General features: G+C 38.8%; 22 protein-coding genes. 16 read left to right on the forward strand and 6 right to left on the reverse strand.

Annotated elements, in window-relative coordinates; all coding sequences use genetic code 11:
• Nucleotides 1–76: 76 nt before the first annotated feature.
• Entirely contained in the window at nucleotides 77–1,348 is a 1,272-nt protein-coding gene (locus LQ188_RS21365; RefSeq protein ID WP_230178134.1) for a sensor histidine kinase, read from the forward strand.
• Nucleotides 1,345–2,268, forward strand: a complete 924-nt coding sequence (locus LQ188_RS21370) for a response regulator (RefSeq protein WP_230178135.1) — start codon at nucleotides 1,345–1,347, stop codon at nucleotides 2,266–2,268. Before LQ188_RS21365 ends, LQ188_RS21370 begins: the two co-directional genes overlap by 4 nt.
• Nucleotides 2,269–2,465: 197 nt before the next feature.
• On the opposite strand, the gene LQ188_RS21375 is transcribed toward LQ188_RS21370, so the two are convergent.
• Nucleotides 2,466–2,723 (reverse strand): zinc ribbon domain-containing protein, encoded by a 258-nt coding sequence (locus LQ188_RS21375; protein WP_230178137.1) that lies wholly within the window; start codon nucleotides 2,721–2,723, stop codon nucleotides 2,466–2,468.
• 403 nt (nucleotides 2,724–3,126) lie between these two features.
• Here LQ188_RS21375 and helD point away from each other — a divergent pair, with 403 nt between their 5' ends.
• The 4 genes from helD to LQ188_RS21395 all read left to right on the forward strand — a co-directional run bounded on the left by helD (nucleotide 3,127) and on the right by LQ188_RS21395 (nucleotide 9,622).
• Nucleotides 3,127–5,463: an RNA polymerase recycling motor HelD gene (gene helD, locus LQ188_RS21380; protein ID WP_230178139.1), complete on the forward strand. Its 2,337-nt coding sequence runs from the start codon at nucleotides 3,127–3,129 to the stop codon at nucleotides 5,461–5,463.
• Nucleotides 5,464–5,589: 126 nt separating this feature from the next.
• On the forward strand, nucleotides 5,590–5,805 hold the full coding sequence (locus tag LQ188_RS21385; RefSeq protein WP_230178141.1) for a hypothetical protein: 216 nt from the start codon (nucleotides 5,590–5,592) through the stop codon (nucleotides 5,803–5,805).
• A gap of 238 nt (nucleotides 5,806–6,043) precedes the next feature.
• Nucleotides 6,044–6,175: a small, acid-soluble spore protein L gene (gene sspL, locus LQ188_RS21390; protein ID WP_061464729.1), complete on the forward strand. Its 132-nt coding sequence runs from the start codon at nucleotides 6,044–6,046 to the stop codon at nucleotides 6,173–6,175.
• Between the two features lie 276 nt (nucleotides 6,176–6,451).
• On the forward strand, nucleotides 6,452–9,622 hold the full coding sequence (locus LQ188_RS21395; protein WP_230178142.1) for an ATP-binding cassette domain-containing protein: 3,171 nt from the start codon (nucleotides 6,452–6,454) through the stop codon (nucleotides 9,620–9,622).
• A 494-nt stretch (nucleotides 9,623–10,116) separates the two neighbouring features.
• On the opposite strand, the gene LQ188_RS21400 is transcribed toward LQ188_RS21395, so the two are convergent.
• Complete coding sequence (locus LQ188_RS21400) at nucleotides 10,117–11,385, reverse strand: ATP-binding protein (protein ID WP_230178144.1); 1,269 nt, start codon at nucleotides 11,383–11,385, stop codon at nucleotides 10,117–10,119.
• Nucleotides 11,386–11,599: 214 nt separating this feature from the next.
• Between LQ188_RS21400 and LQ188_RS21405 the strand changes: the two genes are divergently transcribed.
• The 5 genes from LQ188_RS21405 to LQ188_RS21425 all read left to right on the forward strand — a co-directional run bounded on the left by LQ188_RS21405 (nucleotide 11,600) and on the right by LQ188_RS21425 (nucleotide 14,638).
• A complete protein-coding gene (locus LQ188_RS21405; RefSeq protein ID WP_230178146.1) occupies nucleotides 11,600–12,058 on the forward strand; it encodes an SRPBCC family protein in 459 nt (152 codons plus the stop codon).
• 478 nt (nucleotides 12,059–12,536) lie between these two features.
• Entirely contained in the window at nucleotides 12,537–12,776 is a 240-nt protein-coding gene (locus LQ188_RS21410; protein ID WP_230178148.1) for a hypothetical protein, read from the forward strand.
• A 269-nt stretch (nucleotides 12,777–13,045) separates the two neighbouring features.
• Nucleotides 13,046–13,636: a hypothetical protein gene (locus LQ188_RS21415; RefSeq protein ID WP_230178149.1), complete on the forward strand. Its 591-nt coding sequence runs from the start codon at nucleotides 13,046–13,048 to the stop codon at nucleotides 13,634–13,636.
• 13 nt (nucleotides 13,637–13,649) lie between these two features.
• The gene (locus LQ188_RS21420) at nucleotides 13,650–13,961 is read left to right on the forward strand and encodes a hypothetical protein (RefSeq protein WP_230178150.1); all 312 of its coding nucleotides are present in this window, start codon (nucleotides 13,650–13,652) and stop codon (nucleotides 13,959–13,961) included.
• Nucleotides 13,962–14,101: 140 nt separating this feature from the next.
• A complete protein-coding gene (locus tag LQ188_RS21425) occupies nucleotides 14,102–14,638 on the forward strand; it encodes a hypothetical protein (protein ID WP_230178151.1) in 537 nt (178 codons plus the stop codon).
• A gap of 435 nt (nucleotides 14,639–15,073) precedes the next feature.
• Here the strand turns inward: LQ188_RS21425 and LQ188_RS21430 are convergent, their stop codons facing one another.
• Both LQ188_RS21430 and LQ188_RS21435 read right to left on the reverse strand, forming a co-directional pair.
• Complete coding sequence (locus LQ188_RS21430; protein WP_230178152.1) at nucleotides 15,074–16,057, reverse strand: ornithine cyclodeaminase family protein; 984 nt, start codon at nucleotides 16,055–16,057, stop codon at nucleotides 15,074–15,076.
• Nucleotides 16,058–16,091: 34 nt separating this feature from the next.
• Nucleotides 16,092–17,390 carry an MFS transporter gene (locus tag LQ188_RS21435; protein WP_230178233.1) on the reverse strand — a complete coding sequence of 433 codons (1,299 nt, stop codon included), beginning with the start codon at nucleotides 17,388–17,390 and terminating at the stop codon, nucleotides 16,092–16,094.
• A gap of 173 nt (nucleotides 17,391–17,563) precedes the next feature.
• On the opposite strand from LQ188_RS21435, the gene LQ188_RS21440 reads away from it, so the two are divergent.
• Together LQ188_RS21440 and LQ188_RS21445 are read left to right on the forward strand one after the other, a co-directional pair.
• The gene (locus LQ188_RS21440; protein ID WP_230178153.1) at nucleotides 17,564–18,076 is read left to right on the forward strand and encodes an XRE family transcriptional regulator; all 513 of its coding nucleotides are present in this window, start codon (nucleotides 17,564–17,566) and stop codon (nucleotides 18,074–18,076) included.
• Between the two features lie 743 nt (nucleotides 18,077–18,819).
• On the forward strand, nucleotides 18,820–19,146 hold the full coding sequence (locus LQ188_RS21445) for a hypothetical protein (RefSeq protein ID WP_230178154.1): 327 nt from the start codon (nucleotides 18,820–18,822) through the stop codon (nucleotides 19,144–19,146).
• A 192-nt stretch (nucleotides 19,147–19,338) separates the two neighbouring features.
• On the opposite strand, the gene LQ188_RS21450 is transcribed toward LQ188_RS21445, so the two are convergent.
• Together LQ188_RS21450 and LQ188_RS21455 are read right to left on the reverse strand one after the other, a co-directional pair.
• Nucleotides 19,339–20,529 carry an MFS transporter gene (locus tag LQ188_RS21450; protein ID WP_230178155.1) on the reverse strand — a complete coding sequence of 397 codons (1,191 nt, stop codon included), beginning with the start codon at nucleotides 20,527–20,529 and terminating at the stop codon, nucleotides 19,339–19,341.
• Nucleotides 20,530–20,952: 423 nt separating this feature from the next.
• On the reverse strand, nucleotides 20,953–21,747 hold the full coding sequence (locus LQ188_RS21455; protein WP_230178156.1) for an alpha/beta hydrolase-fold protein: 795 nt from the start codon (nucleotides 21,745–21,747) through the stop codon (nucleotides 20,953–20,955).
• Between the two features lie 297 nt (nucleotides 21,748–22,044).
• On the opposite strand from LQ188_RS21455, the gene LQ188_RS21460 reads away from it, so the two are divergent.
• The 3 genes from LQ188_RS21460 to LQ188_RS21470 are packed head-to-tail and all read left to right on the forward strand — an operon-like array spanning nucleotide 22,045 to nucleotide 24,295.
• On the forward strand, nucleotides 22,045–22,794 hold the full coding sequence (locus LQ188_RS21460) for an ATP-binding cassette domain-containing protein (RefSeq protein ID WP_230178157.1): 750 nt from the start codon (nucleotides 22,045–22,047) through the stop codon (nucleotides 22,792–22,794).
• A complete protein-coding gene (locus LQ188_RS21465) occupies nucleotides 22,787–23,449 on the forward strand; it encodes a methionine ABC transporter permease (RefSeq protein WP_101223248.1) in 663 nt (220 codons plus the stop codon). The genes LQ188_RS21460 and LQ188_RS21465 overlap by 8 nt, the downstream gene beginning before the upstream one ends.
• Before the next feature lie 18 nt (nucleotides 23,450–23,467).
• On the forward strand, nucleotides 23,468–24,295 hold the full coding sequence (locus tag LQ188_RS21470) for a MetQ/NlpA family ABC transporter substrate-binding protein (RefSeq protein WP_230178158.1): 828 nt from the start codon (nucleotides 23,468–23,470) through the stop codon (nucleotides 24,293–24,295).
• The last annotated feature ends 218 nt before the right edge of the window (nucleotides 24,296–24,513 follow it).

Consider the following 24,513-nt stretch of genomic DNA (forward strand, 5'->3'; position numbering starts at 1 on the left):
TTTCAGTTAAAAGCCCTCTCTCTTTTTAATCATTTCATGTGTTATGTTTTTATAAAGTGACTGGGGAGGGACCGTGTTGAAAAAGAGTATAAGGATATTATTATTGATTATGATTGCGGTGCCTCTTGCGGGTGAATTCAAGTTTTATCCATTCGACGGTACATTCAGAGTCAGTTTGGGAACTCCCGTCTTTTTCTTGTTTTTGCTATGGGGGAGGGGGATCCACCCGATTATTGCAGGTATTTTAACGGGGATGAGTGTGTTTGTTTTTCGTTTTTCAATGGCTGTCGGAATACGGGACATATCTGTTGAGGAAGCGATGTATCTTCATTTTCCCGCCTTTTTCTATTATTTCATCTACGCGTTCGCATTTCATAAGACTAAATTGAACGAACGCCACGATCAGCCTTTAATGGTCGGGCTTTTAGGGGTATTGATCGAGCTTTTTGCAAGTGTATCGGAAATGGCGATCCGTTCCTTCTTGGCGAATCAGGACACACCCTTGCTAGCCATTGACCAACTCGTTTTAATCGCCTTTATTCGAAGCTTTTTCGTCCTCAGCTTTTTTAATATATTAAAGCTGAGAGAAGCAAAGTTCGCAGAAGCGGAGCAGCGCATGCAAAAGGAACAAATGCTGCTTTTCATTTCAAGTTTGTATGAAGAATCGGTTCAACTGAAGAAAACGATGCAAAATGCGGAAGAAATCACCCGCACTTGTTATGACTTTTACCGTCGGTTAAAATCAGAGGGTAATAATGGAAGCGATCCGCAAACTGCGTTGCAGATTGCAGGTCTCGTGCATGAGGTCAAAAAAGATAACCAGCGGATTTATGCGGGGCTGTCGGAACTCATGTCTTCCGAAAACCTGCAGGAATATATGAATATCGAAGAGCTTGGTAACATCATGATCGTGTCCAATAGACGATATGCAGAGTCCCTTCGCAAAGATATTTCATTTTCCTTGCATATAGATGGTGACCATCCGCCCTACCATGTATATATGGTATTATCATTAATAAATAATTTATTGGCCAATGCAGTGGAAGCCATTAAAGAAGAGGGATACGTATCTCTGCATGTGAAAAGGAAAGATCAATTCGTGGAGTTTTACATCAGTGACAATGGCCCCGGCATTGCACCGAAGCAGAAGGAAGTCATTTTTACAGCAGGATATACAAAGAAATTCGATGCGGCGGGAAACCCTTCGACGGGAATCGGTTTATCGTATGTGAAACAAACTGTTGAAAAATTTGGAGGACATATCAGGCTAATGGATAACTATAAAGAAACCGTATTCATCGTTGGACTTCCGATTGATGCGATTATGGAGAAAGGGTTAACGAGATGAATTATTTCATTATAGATGACGATCCTGCCATTCGAGGAATGCTGACAGAGATGATTGAAGATGAAGATTTAGGCAAAGTGGTGGGAGAAGCGGAAGACGGATCGATAGTGAATAATGGCTTGCTGTTTTTAAAGAAAGCAGACGTTGTCTTAATTGATTTGCTCATGCCAATAAGGGACGGAATTGAAACGATCAGGGCTCTTGCTGATGGATTTCAAGGAAAGTTCGTGATGATTTCGCAAGTGGAATCGAAGGAACTGATTGGAGAGGCATATAGATTAGGGGCGGAATACTACATTACAAAACCGCTGAACCAAGTTGAAATTTCATGCATATTAAACAAAGTGAACGAGCGAATACTGGTGGATCAATCGATCCAGGGCATTCAAAAATCGTTGAACGTGTTTACGGGACGCCCGAAGTCTTCGAAAAAAGTGTCCTCCTTTCATACAAAAAATATCATGGAAGCCGGACGTTCCTTAATTTCTGATTTAGGTATGATTGGCGAAGGGGGAAGCGAGGATTTACTAAACATTTTAGGGTTCCTCCAAAATGAAAAGCAAAGGCTCGGTCCAGCCTATACGTTTCCATATTTAAAGGAAATTTTTGCTAGGATTGCTGCTGAAAAGCTGGGAGATCAAGCGAAAGAGGCCGAAATCCAGAAAGAAATGAAAGCCTCTGAGCAGCGTGTCCGCCGTGCTCTTAATCAGGCCCTCATCCATATCGCTTCATTAGGATTGACGGATTATATGAATCCAAAATTCGAAGCCTATTCATCCACATTTTTTGATTTCTCGGAAGTCCGCAAAAAAATGCTGGAGCTAGAAGACAAAAGCAAAAAAGTAAGCAGCCAGAGCCGTAATAACATGAAAAAGTTTATCCAAGTGCTGTTTATGGAAGCAAGACAGATGATGAAATAATAAACTGGAAACACAAGTTGAATAGATTGAAAATTCACAAAAACATTTTCGTATTATTCAATTGAAGAAACAAAAAGACAAATCCGTTTTATATGGATTTGTCTTTATCGCCTTTTTCTTCGCATTTTTATAAACAGTACGACTTTCTTTCAAATCTACAGAAAAAAAAAAAAGTTCATTCGTTTTCTAATAGTTGATTAATTCCATCGCTCTAACTTTGGGATGCCTCTAGTGAAAAACTTAGCAATAAATTTAGGCATTTTCATATTTTCCATCATATGATTTTGAACAAATTTTTGCATTTCTATCGCAGTAATATTTTGAGTGAAGTCACCATTTATATAACAATGACTGCAATATTTAGTACTTTTACTACCGTCTTTTTCAGTTCCTCCACCTAATTCATCCTTAGATAGCGGCATTCCACAACTTTGACATGCTTTATATTTTTTCATTATAAATTCTCCTGCAAAAAGTTTTATTCTAAACATTATCTAACAAACAATATTAAGTCAAGACAATATCACATGTCATCGTTACAACGAATCAACCGTTAATGTGAGTGTTGCAGCAAAAACAGGACTAGGCTTTCGAGATGAAAATATTCATAAAAAAATAACCAGTCAAGCTACTTGCTCAAATGGTTACTGACTTTAAATGTTAAATTAGAGTTTAAAATGACGATTCATTATGGCAACTGTTATGAAATATACATTGATATAATTCAGTAGTTATGATAAATTAGTATAGAAACACATTTAATTATATACGAAAATAGTTTACCCCTTACTATAAGTATAAGGTAAAACTCACCTCTAGTCAACCCCTAATTTCTCATTTTTTAAAGGAGTGTCTGTTATGACCAATGAAATTCGGCAGGAGCAAGAACGTTTGGATGAGGTGATAGAAACAATCACGAAACAAATCAGCAAAATAGAAGGAGAGACTTCACAGCGCAGAAAAGAAGTTGTTAATATCCGTAAACATTTCTGGGATGACCTCAAGGTTAATATCGATACTTTCGATGATTACCTCGAGACGATCATTGGCTTAAGGCAGCAGGCTCAAGACTTGTCACAAAGCGAAGGCGCACATAGATATTCCTTCAAGAGGTTGTCAACACTGCGCCGCATGCAGGAAGTGCCTTATTTCGGTCGGATCGATGTCACTGAAGAAGGGTCATCCCTTACGGAACAAATTTATATTGGGACCTCCACTCTTACTGATACAACAGGAGAAAACTTCATTATCTACGATTGGAGGGCTCCGATTTCGAGTGTTTATTATGACTATCCTCCTGGTCCCGTAGAATACTCCACTCCCGGTGGCATAATTCGGGGGATGCTGGAGAACAAGTGGCAATACATGATCAAGGGAGGCGTTATCGAATCAATGTTCGATACGAGTCTCACCATTGGAGATGAGATACTGCAGCAGGTGCTTGGCAAGGGAACGGATAAGCATATGCACAGTATTGTTGCCACCATTCAACGGGAGCAAAATAGGATCATCCGGAACGATCGCGGACGTCTGCTCATTGTTCAAGGTGCAGCTGGCAGCGGCAAGACATCAGCTGCCCTTCAACGGATCGCTTACCTGCTCTACAAGAATCGAGAAAGGCTGAAAGCGGATCAAATCATTCTATTCTCTCCTAACTCTATGTTTAATAACTATGTATCCAATGTGTTACCTGAACTTGGCGAAGAGAATATGCAGCAGGTAACATTCCAGGAATACCTGGATCATCGTCTGACTGACTCGTTTCAAGTTGAGGATCCTTATGAGCAATTAGAATTTTTGTTGACTGCAGCGGATGATCCTTCCTATAGCACTAGGACAGCGAGTATCCAATTTAAGGCATCGATTCGCTTCTTTGAAATCATCAAAACATACAGACAATCATTGGAGCAATCTGGAATGATCTTTAGAGGGGTAAAGTTCCGAGGGGAAACGCTCGTCTCGGCCAAACAAATCTCGGAAAGATTTTATAACACAGACACCACACTAAGGTTTCACAATAGGATTGAAAAATTGAAAGAGTGGTTATGTGAGATGCTTGATGAAACGGAAAAGTCCGAGTTGGAAAAACCATGGGTCCAGGAGGAAATCGAGTATCTTAGCAAAGAGGACTATCAAAAGGTATACACCTACTTAGAGAAAAAACGCGGTCTTAATGAAGATTCATTTGACGATTATGAGATAGAAAATAAAATGCTTGCGCGAATGATTGTTCGAAAGAAATTGAAGACGTTGCGCAAACGGATAAAAGCACTTCATTTTATCAATATTAAGGGAATATACAAGCAACTTTTTGACGAACAAATAATGATCGAACTGTGGAATGAGGGTGAAACACCTGCCGAAATGGAAATTTGCTTATCAACGCAAAAAATGCTGGACGAAGGTAAATTGTATTACGAAGACGCGACTCCGTTTTTGCTGCTGAAGGAGTTAATACAAGGGTTTCAGACGAATACCGCTATAAAATACGTGCTTGTCGACGAAGCACAAGATTATTCCCCGTTTCAATTCGAGTTTTTGAAACGGTTGTTTCCTTCAGCAAGGATGACCGTGCTCGGTGACTTTAACCAAGCAATATTTGCTCATGCCAGCGAACGGGTGGATTTCCAGACTCTTACCAGTTTATACGGGATAGATGAAACCGAGAGTATAACCTTGGATCAAAGCTACAGATCCACAAAGCAGATTATAGAATTCACACGTGAACTAGTTCCTGAAGGCCATCGAATTAAGGCATTCGAACGTGAAGGCGAGAAGCCTGTGCTGACTCAAGTGTCCAGCCGTGATGAATTGCACCGTAAAATTCTGTCTAAAGTTAAAGACTTTCAAAGCCGCGAGTACAATACAATCGCAATAATCTGTAAATCTGCTGCCGAAAGTGCCGCTGCATACGATGCCCTTAGTGTACACGGTGAAATTAAACTCGTACAGAAAGGCACAAATGAATATGAACAGGGTGTTGTTGTTATTCCGGCTTATTTGGCCAAGGGTATCGAATTTGATGCTGTCATCATTTATGATGCATCTGTGCAAACATATGGAGATGAGAGCCTGCGTAGATTGTTCTATACCGCATGCACCAGGGCAATGCATGACTTACAAATATATACTGTTGGCGAACCAAGTCCTTTCTTGCACGATGCAACGAAGAGCTTACTTCTGACTTTGGAATAACAAAGTGGAACTTTTCAGGTTTATCTGAATGGATTAAGTATTAGTGGTGCTTCCTTTTTTCTCCTTTAATTTTATTATTCTTTTATCAAATACTATAAAAGAATCTTTAGAAAAGGAGGAGATGAATTGAAAAACGAGAAAGAACAGGTGGAAACGGGAGGAAGCCAGGCGACTGGTGAATCAACAACTCAATCAGTTAATGATGGTCATTATCATTATCCAGGGCCCATGGAAGAAGGCTATAGCGGAAATACAGGAAGAGCAGTACAGCCTGCCGGGAAAAAAGATCCTGACGTTCCTCAAAACAAAGACACATTTAATTACACTCGTAATTTAAAGTAGCTCCGTCCCACATTGTAGGTGTTTAAGGACATTACATGATAGGATTTCATGGATATACAAATTCCATATTAGAAATATGGAAAACAGATTTTGAAACCTGTGTAGAATTTAGTTCTATGCAGGTTTTTTATTGGGGTAATTTTTATAAGTTCCTGATTGCAGGAAGACATTCACAGAAAGAAACCACCTCGTTTTTAATTTATAACAGTCGGACATAATATACTTGGAGGTGAAGGAAATGAGTAAAAAGACAGGAAGAGGTCGCATCGCACCAAGTGTTAACCCGCAGGGACATGGAAAAGATGTGGAATTCTCCACAGAGCCAAAAAGCGAGCTTGAAAACAAGGCAAAAAAGTCCAATACAAAATAAGCGTATTGGTCAAAATTATGGTCATACTTTATAAAGAATGCCCTTCTCTTAATGGAGAGGGGCTTTTATAATCTAAAAGAAGGCTCAATCTGCAGATGATTGAATATCCAACCCTATTTCGTATCACTCCTCGTTTTTTGTCGATGAATCATACGTTTTTGAAGAAGTGGAATGTGAAAGAATAGAAGGCTGTAGTTACCGTTAAAAAAATACCAAATACATATACCGCTATGCTAATATGAAAGACTGAGCTTAAAAAATGGAGAGGAGTTACATATGAAAATAAATCGATTAATAGCGAACAATATAAACCATTTAGATTCATCACTGCCAGACGACCAATCATTAGGAATTGCTGGATTATCAGGTTCCGGGAAGACGACTTTTTGTCAAACCATTGGTGAAGAATCCAAGAAGCGTCTCGTTTCCTTATTGCCGAAGTCTGAATATCAGTATTTATTTCCTAATATTATGGAAACCAACTTCAGTGCCATCAAGATGGAGGAAATGCCGCTGGTCCTTTTTCTCGGCAAATCATCCATTTCAGCCAATCCCCGTTCGACCATTGGCACACATACTGGTGTGTTTAAAGAGATTCGTGTTTGTCTTGCAGAAAAATTCAATCTTTCTCCGGAAGTTTTTTCATTTAATAATGCCTTAGGCTGGTGCCCCACTTGTAAAGGACGCGGTACGACGAAAAATGTCGAATGTCCAAAGTGTGAGGGGAAGCGCTACAATCCAGAAGTCGAGCAATATACCATCGAATTATTAGATCGCCCGCATACTATTTCCGATATTAACAACTTAAGCATCGAAACGATCCTTTCACTCTCAGAGACCTTACATATTAGTGAAGCTAAACAGCATATTCTCCAAAATATAATCAATATGAATATTGGTTATTTAGGCTTGAATCGTATTATGGGGACAGTGTCTGGGGGAGAATTAACCCGGCTTTATTTAGCCGAATTCATGGCAACAAGTGAAAATACCGTTATCATCATCGATGAAATCTCCGTCGGTCTTGATCATCAAACCCTTTTGGAAATTTTGGAACAGATTAAGCAATTAGGTTATAAAAATCAAATTTGGCTCATTGATCACTCAGACACGGTGCTGGATAGCACTGATGACCAATTGTTCTTTGGACCCGGCAGCGGAAAATATGGCGGGAAAATCGTTGAGGAATCACCGCGGCCCAAACCAATCAGCTGGGAACGAAATGAAGCAGCACCAACGGAATACTATCAATTTCAGGATCTTTACTGCCGTAATATTCAAATGGAAGAAATTCGGATTCCCAAGAATAGACTCGTTACCTTTTCGGGTGAGTCAGGCTGCGGTAAATCTACACTAGTCAATGAATGTATCTCCAAAGATTTTCAGAAGCGGTATCCAAAGGATAAGCTGGTCATGGTCGGGCAGGATCGAAACAAATCGATTACAAGTCGTTCAACCGTTGTGACGTTTCTTGATATTAAAAAGAAGCTAACCAAATACAGTGATGAAATTGATGATATTTTTCAGCGTTCGATCGAAGATATCATTGAAGAATTGCCAAAAGAAGACATCGCTCATAAACGCTTGAGCTTATTGATCAAACTTGGGCTTGGTTATTTGACGTTAGAAAGAAAAACACAAACACTATCGACGGGTGAATTTCAATGTGTCCACTTAGTTTCCGAGCTGTTTGCGAAGACAAGAAACCCGCACACGCTTTTCATTTTTGACGAGCCTTCAAAAGGGTTATCGCAAAATATTTTAAATCAATTCATTGATAGTGTCAGGGTCATTCTGGAGGATGAATCCGTCTCCATCATCATGATTGAACATAATGCCTATATGCTGGAAAGTTCGGATTATATAGTGGATTTTGGCAAAAGACAGCTAACACCTGTCCAGCATCTTGATGTTGTCAGTCATGATGATTATTACAGTCACAAAAGCAATGACGATCGAGTGGAGCCATTGCAAATCTCTTCCACACTTCGGTCAAAAAATAGCATCAATTATTTACAGGAAAATCATCTGGACTATTTCAAAAACGCAGAGAACGTCTATAAGGGCGGCATTTTAAAAAGCTTATCACCAATCGCTCGTGTGATTTATGGGGAGTACGAGTCAGACATGATTGCACCTGTCATCGCCATCGACCTTGAACGGCACTTGTACAGTCAATTTACGTTTCTTTATGAATTGGGAGGAATGATCAACCATATAGTGGCTGCACATCCGACCAATAAGGATACAAGAAGCTTTGATTTCTATTCTGCAGAAAATCATTGTCCAAGCTGTTCGGGGCGCCGGGTCATTGAAAAATTCGACATTGATGTAGTCATACAAGACAAAAACGTGCCATTCTGGGATGGTTTATTACATCCAGACGTGATGGAAGTATTAAAATATTATCAACATTCAAAGCTGCAATTCCTGTTTGATGAGATCAAGAATGAACTCGGTCACGACATTAGTAAAAGCTATAATGAGATGACAGATGCCGAAAAGCACACCTTCTTATATGGGTATTGGGAAAAGTCCTTTTACGATAAAGCAGGCAAGGCATCGCGAATTTGGGAAGGATTCAATTTCATCATAGGGCGTTATATCTTCGTATCGAAATCAATCATTAAAGAGCAGATGAAAGAAACAAAAGAGATGATCGACTGTCCTGTCTGTCAAGGAACGGTCCTGAACCATCATAAAAAACTGATGTTTGGTGATACGGACATTCGCGAGCTCATCCAACAGCCGATTGATCAAGTCATCAAAATTGTAGGGAAGCTGCCGGAACTGGAAAAACTAAAAGCGATTGTGGGCGGCGATATCGCACTTACTGATGATGTCTCATTCCTTCCACGTGAAACAAAAGCGGCGTTAAAAATGCTCGAACTCGAACTAGCAAGCTTCGTCGGGTATGAAGTGGTTTTACAAAATACCCAGCCATTCTGGGGCAGCATTAAAGGCAATGTCGAAGCAATCAGCAGTAAAAATCAGATTACCATCTGTGACTTTGCCAATATTAACGAAACAAGAGAAACCATTATTGATAAATATTTCACCAATGGCAAATACAAAAAACTAACCTATGTCTATGAAGCATTCGGCTACAAAAAAATCGTCACCCAAATCAATAAAATTAAAGCAAGTCATAAATGCCCATTCTGTAATGGCAAGAAAGTCATTTCAGAAGACAACATCCATGACGGTGTGTATAAATTAACGATCCCTTGTGTGAGCTGTCATGCCAGTGGCATCGATGATGAAGGGCGTAAAGAAATCGTCGAAAGCATCGACGTGCAGACCTGGCTGACAGGGAAAGTGAAGGATGTCGTGGCTGAAAGTGAACGTACCGAGGCCGTTGCCGATATCCCCATATTCGCCCGGATTCGTGAATTGAACAAACGAGACATGATGGCGGTTTATCAATGCCTTGACCAGAAAAAATAAAATAAAAGTCCGCCGATAATGGCGGACTTTTATTTTGCGGACATAAGGGGTTAAGAGTCCGAATAGTGAGGTGAAGGTCGAAAAAAATTCGCGAACGGTCGTATATAGTGCAGGGTAGGTCGAATACTATGCCGGGTAGGTCGGATACTGAGCGTGAACGGTCGGATACTATGTGGTTTAGGTCGAATAATGTGCGTGAACGGTCGAATTCTATGTGGTTTAGGTTGATAAACTGCGTCATTGACCCAAAACAGTGCAGACAGTCGGCGGAAAGTGATTTAAAACAAAGTTGATTGGAACGGAAGGTGCGAGACTCCTGCGGGAAAAGCGTGTCCAAGGGAGACCCCGCAGGCGCAAAGGCGCCGAGGAGGCTCCCGGACCGCCCGCGGAAAGCGAGTGCCTGGAGTGGAAATCAACGGTCAATTTTAAAAACCTAAAAAACCTTAGACAAACTAAAAGTCCGCCGTAAATGGCGGACTTTTTTTATATGAGTGTTATTTTGCAGAATGATCTTCATGATAAACGGGAAGTGTTACTGAAATCGTTGTTCCCTTATTCAAAGCGCTTGTTATATGAAGTGTACCTTTCATCGTTTGGATGGTCTTAACAGCCACCATTGATCCTAACCCAGTTCCTTTTTCTTTGGAACTGTAATAAGGCTCGCCAAAACGATTTATTTGTTCTTTGTTCATTCCCACCCCGTTGTCACTGATTTCGATAATGATATCGAAATTATTTACATAGGAAACAATACTAAGCTCCCCGCCGTTTGGCATTGCCTCTATACCATTCTTGATGAGGTTTAGGAAGCATTGCTTGAAATGTTGAATATTCCCCCGGGTAATGCCTGGAGTCAACTGATTAGATATAGTAACTAAATTCATGCTAGCCAATGGTTTGATCATTTCAATTACATACCCTATTTCACGGTTAATTGAAATATTATCCACTTTCTCAAGTGCAGGTTTTGCAAATGCTAAATATTCACTAATAATGGCTTCTGCACTATTAAGCTCCCTGACAACATGCTCTATATATTGTTCTTTTACTCCCTGAGTGAGATCAGGAGTCTTCAGCAGTTGAACAAATCCTTTCACAACCGTTAAAGGATTTCTAACTTCATGTGAGATGCTAGCTGCAAGCTGACTGACTACCTCCATTTTTTCAAGCCTTATCATTTGCGTCCGGATTAAAATGGCATCTTTTAAAATTTCCATTATATATACAGCTAAACCGATAATGAAAGGAGGGAGGATGATAAAGTAAAATAAATACGCCTCCGTTATTCGAAAGTAATCAGACATAGCGAGTGAAATAAAGCTGGTTAGGATTCCTAGAAACAATATTAATAGTATGGAGCTATTTAGCTTATTTTTTCGATTGAAATTTTTGAATTTGGAAGAAAATAGAGCCGTTATAATATAGATAACGATATATACAATTAACGTAAGTAAATTGAAACCATAAAAAGCAAACCTAAAAGATAATATGATGACTAACAGGGCAGCGCCTACAGGCCAGCCACCATAAAGGGTTCCTATTATAAAAGGGATTTGCCGGAGATCATGGACACAATATTCATCAATATAAATAGGAAACTTCATACATAATATAATAGGAAAGCTCATGCATGCAGTGATAAGGGTCTTGCCATATTGACTTAACTTTTTGCCATGATCTAATAAAATGTAATAAATCAAAATGCTTACTAAGATATAAAAGAGATTATCTAATATGTTTTGATTAATATAAATAAAATTCATAGGATTCTCCTAAAAAAGTAACCGTTTGGTTTATTATACAAGAATAACACTAAAAAAGAGAGTCTTAATAAAGTAATTTTTTTACAGAAAGACATTTAAATTCTAAAAGAGTTGGTTAATGTATCTAATTTTATTAGAATTATTTAACGATTTATCAGTTCGAATTTGGTTTTACATAATATAGGAAATATAATAGAGGCAGAGGTGATTTTCATTGAAAAAATGGACAAAAGAAATAGAAATAAATGCTCCAATTGAACAGGTATGGAAGTTTCTTGATGGTTCTGTAGAAAATATGCAAAAAATCATGCCTCAAGTAGTTGAACAAAAGCCGGTTAAAATAACGGAAGAAGTGGTTGGAAGTGTATATCGCCAAAAATATAGAGAAGGAAAACGAACAGAAGAGTATGATATAGAAACATTGGAATATTTGAATGAGACTAATGAGAAAAAGCTTAAAGTAGGATTTATACTTGCTAAAATGTTTGAAATTACAGCTTTTTATGAACTAAATAAAATCAATGACAATAGAACTTCCTTTACATATACAGTCACCAGTCGCCCGTTAAAGTGGTTTTTAAAAATATTATTATTATTTGCTACCGATAAAGTGGTCGTTGAATTTTTAGACCGTGTCAAAAAGGTTGCTGAAGCCGAAACGGGTAACAATTAACTCCTCTTCGATAAAGCCAGAAAAATCTTCCCAGCCGGGCACGATTGTGGAGGAGTACAGATAGAAAATGATCCATCTTCTTTTGTGAAATTGTGACGTTCATTTCCACTCCAGGCACTCGCTTTCCGCAGGCGGTCCGGGAGCCTCCTCGGCGCTTTCGCCTGCGCGGTCCCTTGGACGCGTATTCCCGCAGGAGTCTCGCACCTTCCGTTTCAATCAACTCTGCATGAAAACTGAATCGACACAGCAACACAGATAGAAAATGATCCATCTTTTTTCAAGATGGATTCTTTTTATTTGTCGTAAAATATAGGGTCTGAGGAGGAGTTTTTGACTGGTGCTTACTCCAAATAGGGAGTTGCTTGAAGTTGTTTTTCTAAAGTTACGGTATCGGAGTAGGAGTAAAGGCAGGATTAGAAGATGATAAGTAATTCTAAAAAACAGTGGTTAAAACAAAATTAAAATTAGGTGGTGAATTTTGATATTGATGTCTACAAATAAAGAGAATTATAAAAAGGCTTTAAATTTCGGATTATTATTTTATGCGATATTCGTGGGGTTAAGTGGAACAATTTCCTTTGCAGTTCTATTATTTTGGGTTGTTCCAAAAGATCAAATATCAACAATATTAGTACCTTTACTTTTCATAGCTTTATTTCTCTATGGTACTTGTGCTTTATCTATACTTATTCGTTCAAAAATCAATAAAAATGAGTGATTATTAGTTGAAACTTTTACCAATATAAAAAGTGATTGATGGTGGCTAAATTTGATTACATAAAAAATAGTAATCATAGTTTTTTTCTTCAATGCATCTGATAACACATGAATATTTGGTTTAATTAATATTATTAAATATTCCATATATGAAAATCCTGAATTCAATTTTGGAATCTTTTAATCTGAGATTTTGGTTATTATGCCATTATGATAGAGCGTCTTACCGCTGCTTATAAGAAATACTAACAGGAAGAGGAGGGGGGGAAAATGGGTAAGAAAAAAGTTCGGTTACTTGCTTCACTATTATTTATAGTTAGTCTTTCTTTGATAGCTTCAGCTTGTTCTAATTCCAAGAAAGATGTAAATTCGGAGGATAAAAAGAATCTAAAGGTAATTCAAATGGATGGTACTTTTGCTGTAGATGTGGATGATCCAAATGAAACTGTAGGTGATGCAGATTACGTTTTTATAGGCCGAGTCGATGAAGATGTTGACACTCTATACAAAGATCCTGTAACAATTGAAACTAGTGACAGTGCTAAAGAGGTTTCAACACCGTATACAAATTACCAAGTTACTGTCCTGCAAAATATAAAGGGTGATCTAGTTACAGATACTTCCATACCTATTCAAAAGGCTGGAGGGATAAATGAAGATGGCTCTTCTGTTGTTTTGTATGAAGATGACACATTACCGGAAGAAGGAAAATCATATGTGTTTTTAGCGTATGCACAAGATGATGGTTCATTATTAGTATCAGGTCCCAATTCGAATGAATACGTTGAAGGTATTAAGCAAGATGTGAATAGCGGACAAATAGGGAAAGGTAAAGCTTCTTTGAACGAGGAAGCCACATAGGTAGTTTCTGAGTATGAAAATGCATATAAAAATGAAATACCTACAGATAGAGACCGTTCAGAATCTGAATTTGATGCTGAGCAATAAAAATTTAAATGCAGGTGCATTATGGGTAGCAGGTAAGGTAGCTAATGATAACACAAAAAATAAGAGGTATGTGCATTATGAAGCAATGAGAACTTCAAACTCTAAGGGGTTATGGGTTGGTCCAGGTAGATCTAAATCGAAAGCAATTTCAAGATTAAAAAGTGGATTAGATACTTGGAGTATTGGCTCATCAAATGCACTCAGTATAGCAAAAGGTGCTTCACCAACTGGACGATAAAGATTTGATTCAGCACATACTGCTGGTAAAGGAAAAGGTACATTTGCACATTATCATCCTCATGAATATGGTACTCACTCATTCTACGGAGGAGGTAAGCTCTGGTAATTTATCAAATTTATTTATAAAGGAAGTATTCTATGGAAAAAAAGCACGACTTCGCAAGGTTATTCCCTCCTAAAAGAATTGAGGAAGTAGCCTATATTTTAGGGCATGATTTAGAGGGAATAGAGATTCCTAAAGAAGATGAACGTATAAAATATATACTGGCTGATCCTTATGCTCCAGAAATGAAGCTGATTAAAGGAGTATATATAATCTATAATAAAACGATACTAGAATTACTCACAGGAAAAATTCATTCTATTAATAGCTATGAATTTAAATACCCTAAGAAAAAGAAAAGAAAGATTTCAGATACAGACATAGAATATGCACTGGACATGGCAACAATTGTACTACTTGCAAGCACAAATAATAAAATACTCACGACCTATTTTATTAGTGGTTCTGCTGAAAAACTAAACAGTATATTAAACTTATGTATTGGCTACTCCAAAGATTTAGAATGCGATGAATATAAAGCTAGTTTACAAAATTTTAAAAATGATATTGAAATAGTTAGTCAGATGGGATTATTAGAGAAAATATTTGGAAATGATTCTGGCGTAATTTAAGTAATTAAAGATTTCTGTATATTAAATAGTTAAACACATCTATTGCCTTACAATCCTAAAACCAACTGTTGTTGGCAGGGGTACGGTTAAAGCTAAAACTAAAACATTTGGTAAGTATTCTACAGCAATTGATGAAGTAAAAGTGATTAAAAAAGTTAGCAGTGATGCTGTATGTAGCAATGGATGAAAATCATGCGTCTGTAGTGCCGACCGCCATGAGCATTCCGTACCATTCGCCGATAAATAAAGAAAAACCAGCCGCCGAGACTTGGTGAACATCACCATTCTTTGCGGCTATTTTAATGATTAACGATCCATCGTTTCTATTTTTTCAATGCCAAATAACCGACGAGGCGACTTAATGAAGTAATTGAAAAGAATAAGTTATCATGAATTTCTTCTGGATTTAAATCAAATAATAGACCGCAGCTTCTGTTATACCTCAATCTCCATCCCGATGTTCCGTTCTTTCGATTGGCGGTAAACACCTTTTGCGACAGCGAGGTCAAAGTAAGCAGCACCGACCGATTTAAAGAAGGTAATTTCCTCTTCATTTTCCCTGCCTGTTTTGGTCCGCATTACAAGTTCAAAAAGCTCACCATGAATATCATTAAACGACCAATTTCCCTGATTGGCTGCAGAAATGAGTTCTCCTGCTTCATCCTTCACACCCGCCAAATCGTCAACGATAATTTTAGCAGCGCGTGAAACCGTGGTATTATCCACTTCTTTCATATCCGGCAAATAAGACCCGACCCCGTTAATGTGTGTGCCCGGCTTTACATCTTGTCCATTAAATACAGGCTCGTTCGAGCGGGTTGCACAGCATATAATATCTGCTTGACGAACTGCAGCTGAAACATCTTCGTAAACTTCTAAAGGAACGGTTACTCCGAATGCGCGCAGCTTTTTACCGAATTTCTCCGCTTTCTCTCGTGTGCGATTGACTAATAAAATACGTTCAATGTCCCTTACGGCTAACACACCAATTGCTTGTTCAAATCCCATAGCTCCTGTTCCAATAATCGTGAGAACCCGGGCATCTTTACGAGCAAGAAAGTCTGTGGCAATGCCACTCAATGCCCCCGTTCTGAGACGTGTTAAATAGGAGGCATTCAACAGTGCTAAATGTTCACCATTTTCTGCATCTGACAGTAAGATGACTCCCTGTGTCGTTGCCATCCCCCTTGAAGGATTCTTTGGAAAAATGGTAACGACTTTGACCGCCGAAACTATTTCAGATAAATCAGCGCTTGGCATGTAAAGTGCCGATGCCTCGTGTTGAGGGAAAGCAAGAACTGTGCGATGAGGGTTGTCTATTTTTCTAGCACCATGTGCACGTAATACGGCCTTTACATCCGATATTGCGTCCTTCATTCCATATGATTGTTGAATTTCCTTCTCATTTATTACCAACATTCAATTGTCCTCCTTGAAGTAAAAGAACCATGGATTACATGGCACTAGTATTATGCGTTTCGTCTAATTTCTGATTGCTGCGATCCTTAACTGCCCAAATCGCCACTAGGGAAAGGACAGATGCAAAAATAATATAGATGGCGACAGGAACATAGGAGTTATTAAATTTATTAAGTAAAGCAGTAGCAACTAGCGGCGCTGTTCCTCCTGCCAGAGCAGCCCCGATTTGATATCCAAGCGTGATGCCGGTATAACGAATCCTTGCATCGAAAATTTCCGAGAACATCGTTCCAAGAACAGCTGTGATGGGAGCCCAAATTACCCCTAAACCTATCACTGTTGCAATGATTAATAGGAGTACCGATTTTTGCTGCAGCAACCAGAAGTATGGGAATGCAAACAGTGCCATCCCAATCGTTCCGCCTATAAACAGCTTTTTGCGGCCCATTTTATCAGAAAGCATCCCCATGAATGGTATTAATATTGTCGTTATAATTGTTGCAATCATGACTGCAGTCAATGTAGCTGTCCGTGAGAAACCGAGATTCGAAGTAGCATATGATACGACAAATGTGCTGAAAATATAAAATGGCGCTGTTTCTACCACCTTGGCTCCCACGGCGATAATCACTTCACGCCAATAATTTTTAAGAGTTTCTACAATCGGCAGCTTTGGAACTTCTCCAGATTCCTTTACTTTTTTGAAAGACGGTGTTTCATCGATTCCTTTACGAATCCATAGGCCAAAAAATACAAGGAAAGCACTAAAAATAAATGGTAAACGCCATCCCCAAGTCATGAATGCGCTTTCAGGAAGCAGTGTCATAATAGATAAGGCAATGGTTCCAAGCAGCATTCCTATTGTAACACCCATCTGGGGAATAGCTCCGAACAAGCCCCGTTTTTCAGCGGGAGCATATTCAACGGCCAATAAAAGCGCGCCTCCCCATTCACCGCCAATTCCTAGACCTTGAACTAAGCGCAACGTGATTAATAAAATCGGCGCCCAAATACCAACGGCTTGATACGTAGGAAGAAGCCCCATCCCAAATGTTGCGACCCCCATTAAACTAAGTGTTATAACAAGTGTTTTCTTTCTCCCGATGCGATCGCCAATATGACTAAAGATCACTCCGCCAAAAGGGCGGATGAAGAATGCTAACGCAAAGGATGCATAGGAAAGCAACAGCCCTATTGTCGGATCCTCATTCACGAAGAATAGCTGGTTAAACACGAGAGCTGCAACGGTTCCATATAAAAAATAGTCAAACCACTCAATCGAACTTCCTACTAAACTCGCGATTAATATTCGCCGCATTTGTTTCTTTTCCATCATGAGTCACCCCTCTGAAATTGAAGTGTCACTTCAATTTATTATTTTCTTCATTTTAAATAATTTGAAATTTTCTGTCAACTATTTTTTAATAAGTTATTAATGACGGAGCATTCATCAAATTTTGTACTGTATAATGAAGATAGATACTATGTAAAAAAGGGGGCATCTGTATGCCTTTTGATTCAATTGGGAAAAAACTCAAATTATTGAGGAAAGAGCGAAAACTAACATTAAAGTGCCTTGCTGAACAAACAGGCGTTTCGATCAGCTTTTTATCACAAGTAGAACGAGGAAAATCAAGCGTCACATTAGAGTCATTAAAAAAAATCGCCGATACATTAGATGTCAGCCCAAGCTTCTTTTTTTCTGAGGACCGCTCCCAAGAAAATTCAGATTACAATCATGAACAATTTCATTATCAGAATTTATCCAGCGGCATTCGTGATGCTGTTTTTTCGCCTATTCTAGTCACGTTAAAGCCAGGGGAGAATAAAGGAAGCGCTTTTTCTCATAGCGGACATGAATTCTTATTCATTATCGAAGGGAGGTTAACAGTGGAAATAGAGGGGGAAAGAATAAAACTCCATGAACAGCAGTCGTTCATGTTCGATGCTAGAAAAGCCCATTACTGGTTTAACTTCTCGGATCAAATTGTCCGTTTTTTGGTGGTGTCGTCGAAATAACGTCACGGTATATGTCCAGTTAACGAAATAGTTGGTTGTTGTTGTAAATGAGGTCATATGTCGTACAAAAGGATAGATGTTAACAGGGATTGCTCACTGTTCATCTATCCTTTCTTTTTACCTTGTTAAATGTGAAAAAGTAAATCAAATTATTAAAGTAATAAATTATTTATCAAAGAATGCGGAGTTTTCCATATTTGAAAATCCTGAATTCAATTTTGGGATCTTTTAATCTGGATTTATGGTTATTATACCATTATAAAAAATTGAAAATGGATGGAGAGAAGAAAATGAAAATCAGTGGATGATTTGCCTAAGGAGTTACTCGAGGAACTTGAAGGTATTTATACCTTTTAAGAGAACCATGTATGAAGTAGAGTTTGAACAATTTTAGAGATGAAGATAGATACTTTGGATAATATGAATTAAGTTTCAGTCTCACTCTCACTCATATTTACTAAGGGTCAGGGGGATAACATATTGAAAAAGTTTTTATTATCATTATTAGGTGAAAACGACTCCGCCATTTTAATTGGCAGTGTTTTTGGATAGTCATAATTGTGAATAAAAGTAATTTTAATAGGGTTACAGGGTCAATACTTGGACGGCAACATCGGAATAAATATCTTCCACTTTATAAAAGTTCATGGAATTTAGAACCGTGGCAACCGGATAAAACAAAGGCTGGTATTTATATTAATACTTGTAATCCAACATAATTAATTTTTTGAAAGGGATATAAGATGCTAATTGAAAGTATGAGTGATTTTTTTTATGAGCCAGTATACATACCTATTTTAGTGCTGCTGCTTGGATTATTATATGTAGGTATTTTAGTAGATAGTTTTACAAAAGTTAAGTTTAATATCATAGGATATTTTTTAATAGGAATATCTATAACAACATATCTTCTTGTTGGCTTGTATATGACCGGAAAAGGATATTATTTAGACGGGCACGCTCCGGAAATGTTGGTTTTTGGGGGTTTTGGGTTTTTAGAGCTTACCTTATTAACTTATCCTTATATATTCCTTACATTGGCGGTAACTCTAGGAAAAAAGGGCATATAATTCAGGCGGCGTAAATCGCAATTGTCCGCTTGGTTTTTAGCACCTAGTTTTTTTAAAAAAAGAAGTATCAAAGAACAACTAACGTTCTTGATACTTCTTTCTCCATTTTATTTGAAGGATTAACTGTAATCTCGTTTGCCATGAAATGATGAGGTACCAAAGGAAGCATACCAAAGCGTTCTTAGCTTTCTCTTATGCTGCTTTCTTTTGTTTTTGGTCTAAGCGATAACTTAGGAATGTTAGAAGACTTGCAAAGATTGCAACCAGCCCACCGACCCATGTCACATTCAGCAAATTTCCCTGATGGTAAACAACTCCGCCCAGTGCAGAACCAAAGGCGATACCGACATTGCTTGCTACTGGCATTAGTGAAGCAGCTAGCCCTGTAGCTTTTGGTTGATAAATACCGGCAAGGTCTATCAAATAAAGCTGGGTGGATGTTGTTAAAAGGATGGCCATTAACGACATCAAGCCAATGTTAATCAATCCAAAGATAAAATGGTTTGTCGTCCAATATAAACTGATCAGAACGATTGCCTGCACGAGGAAAACAAACCGGAGGCGTCCGATAGGATTGTAGCTGGCAATTTTACCAGCAAGTATGTTGCTGAAAATGGAAATGAATCCGTAGCCAAACAAGATCAAACTGATTGAACTGCCTGGTGCTTCCATTCCTTTCAGGATCGGAACAAGATACGTATAAACGGCATACGTCGCTCCAAATCCAAGAGATGGAATGAAAAAAGCCATTAAAATTCGCGGGTGTGTTAACAAAGAAAATTGATCACGCATCGAACTGCGAATTGTACTTTGCATAGTAGGCAATACGAAGAAGGATGCCAAAAACGCAATAGCCCCGAGAAAAGTCGTTAACAGGAAGGATGCATTCCAGTCGTACCATTCAGCGATGACAGTGCCTATCGGTACTCCAATCACGTTTGCAAGCGTAAAGCCACCGAAAACGAATGAAATAGCAAGTCCGCGTTTAGCGATCGGCATGGTTTCACTTGCAACAACCATGGCAAGGGAAATTAAAACGCCTGTTACAATCGCAGTCAGCATCCGAAGTGCTAGGAGCATGATGTAGCTCGTCGAAATCACGCACAAAGCATTCAGGACGATGAACGAACCTATCAAAAACAACATCCATTTACGCTTTGGAAAATGACTCGTTGCCGACATCACGAGCGGTGTGGCAACGGCAAACGTAAGCGCAAACGCAGAAACGAGTGTGCCTGCTTTGGCATTTGTGATATGGAGACTCGAGGAAATATCGGTTAAGATCCCGACGATAACAAATTCGCTTGTCCCGAGAACAAATGTTAATAAAGTAAGTGTTAAGATGAGCAACCAATGTCGCTTGGTTAATTCTGTGGCGTGCATAAATACCTCTTTTCTTAGATGAATGTAAATGTGTCACAGGGTAGATAAACAATTTAACTATCATACCACAAAACATTTTTACGAGGAAAACCCTTGCTTGGTTATCGTTTGTTATTTCTTGCTAGAAAGCTTGTAGCTGAATCATTCACTAATTTTACCGTAACAGAACGAGCATGAGGTTACGCTGCATGCTGATTGCGATCATTGTATCGATCAAATGCGTTTGATAACTGTTGGAAGTATGAAGGGTTTATGGTAGGGGATGCAAGGTTATATATGCCATGCTGAATAGACTATCATTAAAGGAATTAGCAGTTGAGCTGTATGTTTCGCCAATAGATAAGGACCTTTGAAAAAGCAGTCCCCAAGACTGGAGGAAATTATCATTCTTGGGGGCTATTGTGATGCAATCGATAAGGCCAATTAACGATCCAACTTTTCGTTTTTAGTTTCTCTGCCATATAACCAACGAAGTGACTGAATGAAGTAGTTAGTAAAGAATAGGTCATCATGAGTTCCTTCTGGATCTGAGGCAAATAATAGATTAGATTCCAAATAGCCTTCCTTGATAAATTCTAGGTGGGCTTTCTTCGTGTAGTCAACCATATGCTTTTGTATCGTTTCTTTATAAATTCCCTCTAATTCCCCGACATATAAATAGAGCTGATGGCTTTGACGATTCACTGATGGTTTTAGATGGATATTTCCTTGTCGTTCAATCTTTTCTCCTTGAAGATAGCGAAGAACGTCCTCGTACCAAAAGGAAGCAGATAATGAGATAAATTGATGGAATACCTCTGGATAATAATAGGAGGCGAAAATCGAAACAAGTCCTCCAAGTGAGCAGCCGGAAATAGCTGTATGTGAAGGCTCGGGATTGGTAGCATAATGGGCATCTATATATGGCTTTATTTCGGTTACGACAGTATGTAAATAAACCTGCGCTCGTCCTTCAAAGGTGGAAGCATGCGGTGCAAGTGATGGTGCTTCCCATGGCGTATAGTCATTTTTGCGATCAATGGGTTCAATTCCAATAACGATAAGTGGTTCAATTTGCCCTGAAAGAATTAAATGATCGATATAGTTTGCAGCTTGCTTGGCAGTTTTACCGCCATCATGCATATAGATCGTTCGGTATGTCTTGGTTTGATCGTAACCTGAGGGCAAGATGACACATACCTCATAGTTGGCAATTTTCTCATCAAGGTACTGAATCATGTATTTTCTCCCCGTCCTTTAAGAATAATCATATTTTGAAGATTAGAAAACAACATTTGATAATGATAACCATTATCAATTATAATGTACACTCTAATATTTTGAAAGGAATAATCCGATTAATAGAAAAATCTAGTCATAAGGATGATAATAGGGTTGGAAGTCTTTAACTGTTAATTTGTGTCTTTGCATTAGGTCCTCCTTAGTTGATAAAATGATTTATCAGCTGTGTTTCTTTGATGAAACGATAATGTGGAGCGCTATACTTACCTTTCAACAAACAGAAAGTGGGATTTTATGATTAACCTGCATCAAGTGAGTAAAAAATTTTCACAATTTCAGGCTATTAAGTCTGTTACTTTAAAAATACCTAAAGGTGAAATTCATGGAATAATCGGAGCAAGCGGAGCAGGGAAATCAACCTTGCTGCGGCTAATGAATTTGTTGGAGACCCCAGATGCGGGCGAAGTGGAGGTGAACGGCCAAAGATTGACCACATTGAACAAAAAAGCACTTCGAGGGGCACGGAAGTCGATTGGCATGATTTTTCAGCATTTTAATCTTGTGGCAAATAAAACGGTTTATGACAATGTGGCAGCCTCTTTAGAGCTGGCAAATTATCCAAAGAAGGAACGTCGGAGCCGTGTTGTAGAGTGTCTCCAATTTGTCGGATTGGAGGGTGAGATGGAGAGATATCCTGCACAATTAAGCGGGGGGCAAAAACAGCGTGTTGCCATTGCAAGGGCATTGGCAAATAACCCGCAAGTGTTGTTATGTGATGAACCGACCTCTTCGCTTGATCCAAATACAACGGCTGAAATATTAGATGTGCTAGAGAACATAAACAAACGCTTCGGTGTGACGATTGTCATTGTTAGTCATGAGTTGGATGTCATTAAAAGTATATGTAATCGTGTATCGATCATGGCAGAGGGAGAGATTTATGACACGGTCTTAATCGAACCAACTGGGATTCAAAAAAGGAATAATCGTCCAGAATACTTTATCGAACAATTAGCAGAGAATGGTGGGCTAGGTCATGCCTGAGATTTTAGTTCAATATGAGGCAGAAATTTGGCAGTCAATTGGCGAAACCATTACCATGGTTGGTGTGTCCATTTTAGCTGCGATTTTGATTGGATTGCCAGTCGGGACCTTGCTATTTCTTTGTAGGAAGGGTCATTTGCTTGAAAATCCGTGGGCTTTCTCGATTTTAAATTTACTTGTGAATATTATCCGTTCATTCCCATTTTTGTTATTGGTTGTTTTTTTAATCCCGTTTACAAGGCTCATAATCGGCACAGCCATTGGTACAGCAGCTGCTTGCGTTCCATTAGCGATCATTGCCATTGCCCATTATTCGCGATTGGTCGAGCAATCTTTATTGGATGTGCCAAAGGGTGTGATCGAGGCAGCCATTTCCATGGGGGCTTCCGTTAAGGATGTCATATTTAAATTTCTTTACGTGGAGGCTCGTTCAGGGCTTGTCCTCGGACTAACAACATCGATTATCAGCTTTATTTCCTATTCAACGATCATGGGAGTGGTCGGAGGCGGCGGTATCGGCGACTTTGCCATCAGGTATGGCTATCAGCAGTTTAAAACAGAGCTAATGATTTATATGATTATCATTATGATTATTCTAGTACAGCTTATCCAATTTATTGGCACGGCAGTAGCCAGAATGATTGATAAAAGATAAATAATGGAGGGAAACATCATGAAAAAAATACTCTTTCTCATGGCAGCAATTATGTTGTTTTTAGTAGGATGTGGAAAGACGAATGAAGTAAAAGAGAAAGAAAATGCGCAGAATCAGGAGAAGGAAGAGGTAACATTGAAAGTGGCCTCACTCATTCCCCCAATGACGGAAATTCTTGAGCTTGTTAAACCAAAGCTGGCAGAGGAGGGCATTAACCTGGAAATGGTTGTATTAGGTGATAATGTGCAGCCTAACACCGCACTAGCGGCAAAAGAAGTGGATGTGAATTTCTTCCAACACGTTCCATATATGGAGGAATTCAATCGAAACAAAAATGCCGAGCTTGTACCGGTGAAACCAATTTATTTTGCCAATTATGGGGTGTATTCCAAAGAATACGATTCAATGGATAAATTGCCAGAGGGTGCCGTTATTGCCATTGCAAATGATGTGTCGAATATCGATCGTTCATTGGCATTGCTGGCACAGCATAAAGTCATCACTTTAAAGGAAAAAAAGGGTCCATACTATACAATGTCTGATATCACTGAGAACCCTAAAAACTATAAGTTTAAAGAAGTCGATTTATTAATGCTAGCGAGAACGTATGATGAAGCAGATGCGATCGTGATAACACCTGCTTACGCTGCACCGCTTGGTTTGACACCAAAAAATGACGCCCTTCTCACAGAAGGTGTTGAAAATGACTTTGCGATTACATTAGTGGCACGCAAGGATAACGTGGATTCTGAGCCAGTCCAAAAGTTGGCCAAGGCCATGACAAGCCCAGAGGTACGCAAATTTTTAGAAGAGAAATATAGTGAAACGGCCATTCCGGCATTTTAAGTTTGATACAAAAAAAGGGCTATTCCTTCAACAGGAATAGCCCTTTTTTTACGTGTCGGTTTAACTATGTGATCACCCATCGTCTAGTTGGCTCCTGGACAGCCCATTTTTGTACAATATTACAAAGCTTAAAGAAATATACTATTACCTATCCTCTTTGTACTAAAAACTATTTCCTTCATTATTAATCCGTTTAGTAAAAAGTCCCTTCATTTCTT

Source organism: Peribacillus sp. Bi134 (assembly GCF_918698065.1).
Taxonomy (GTDB): domain Bacteria; phylum Bacillota; class Bacilli; order Bacillales; family DSM-1321; genus Peribacillus.

What these genes read in the sequence shown, in the direction of transcription:
- LQ188_RS21415 (WP_230178149.1), top strand. Translation starts at nt 13,046, where the DNA reads ATGGGTAAGAAAAAAGTTCGGTTACTTGCTTCACTATTATTTATAGTT.
- sspL (WP_061464729.1), top strand. Translation starts at nt 6,044, where the DNA reads ATGAGTAAAAAGACAGGAAGAGGTCGCATCGCACCAAGTGTTAACCCG.
- LQ188_RS21430 (WP_230178152.1), bottom strand. Translation starts at nt 16,057, where the DNA reads ATGTTGGTAATAAATGAGAAGGAAATTCAACAATCATATGGAATGAAG.
- LQ188_RS21470 (WP_230178158.1), top strand. Translation starts at nt 23,468, where the DNA reads ATGAAAAAAATACTCTTTCTCATGGCAGCAATTATGTTGTTTTTAGTA.
- LQ188_RS21435 (WP_230178233.1), bottom strand. Translation starts at nt 17,390, where the DNA reads ATGGAAAAGAAACAAATGCGGCGAATATTAATCGCGAGTTTAGTAGGA.
- LQ188_RS21420 (WP_230178150.1), top strand. Translation starts at nt 13,650, where the DNA reads ATGAAAATGCATATAAAAATGAAATACCTACAGATAGAGACCGTTCAG.
- LQ188_RS21375 (WP_230178137.1), bottom strand. Translation starts at nt 2,723, where the DNA reads ATGAAAAAATATAAAGCATGTCAAAGTTGTGGAATGCCGCTATCTAAG.
- LQ188_RS21425 (WP_230178151.1), top strand. Translation starts at nt 14,102, where the DNA reads ATGGAAAAAAAGCACGACTTCGCAAGGTTATTCCCTCCTAAAAGAATT.
- LQ188_RS21445 (WP_230178154.1), top strand. Translation starts at nt 18,820, where the DNA reads ATGCTAATTGAAAGTATGAGTGATTTTTTTTATGAGCCAGTATACATA.
- LQ188_RS21450 (WP_230178155.1), bottom strand. Translation starts at nt 20,529, where the DNA reads ATGCACGCCACAGAATTAACCAAGCGACATTGGTTGCTCATCTTAACA.
- LQ188_RS21395 (WP_230178142.1), top strand. Translation starts at nt 6,452, where the DNA reads ATGAAAATAAATCGATTAATAGCGAACAATATAAACCATTTAGATTCA.
- LQ188_RS21455 (WP_230178156.1), bottom strand. Translation starts at nt 21,747, where the DNA reads ATGATTCAGTACCTTGATGAGAAAATTGCCAACTATGAGGTATGTGTC.
- LQ188_RS21400 (WP_230178144.1), bottom strand. Translation starts at nt 11,385, where the DNA reads ATGAATTTTATTTATATTAATCAAAACATATTAGATAATCTCTTTTAT.
- LQ188_RS21370 (WP_230178135.1), top strand. Translation starts at nt 1,345, where the DNA reads ATGAATTATTTCATTATAGATGACGATCCTGCCATTCGAGGAATGCTG.
- helD (WP_230178139.1), top strand. Translation starts at nt 3,127, where the DNA reads ATGACCAATGAAATTCGGCAGGAGCAAGAACGTTTGGATGAGGTGATA.
- LQ188_RS21465 (WP_101223248.1), top strand. Translation starts at nt 22,787, where the DNA reads ATGCCTGAGATTTTAGTTCAATATGAGGCAGAAATTTGGCAGTCAATT.
- LQ188_RS21440 (WP_230178153.1), top strand. Translation starts at nt 17,564, where the DNA reads ATGCCTTTTGATTCAATTGGGAAAAAACTCAAATTATTGAGGAAAGAG.
- LQ188_RS21460 (WP_230178157.1), top strand. Translation starts at nt 22,045, where the DNA reads ATGATTAACCTGCATCAAGTGAGTAAAAAATTTTCACAATTTCAGGCT.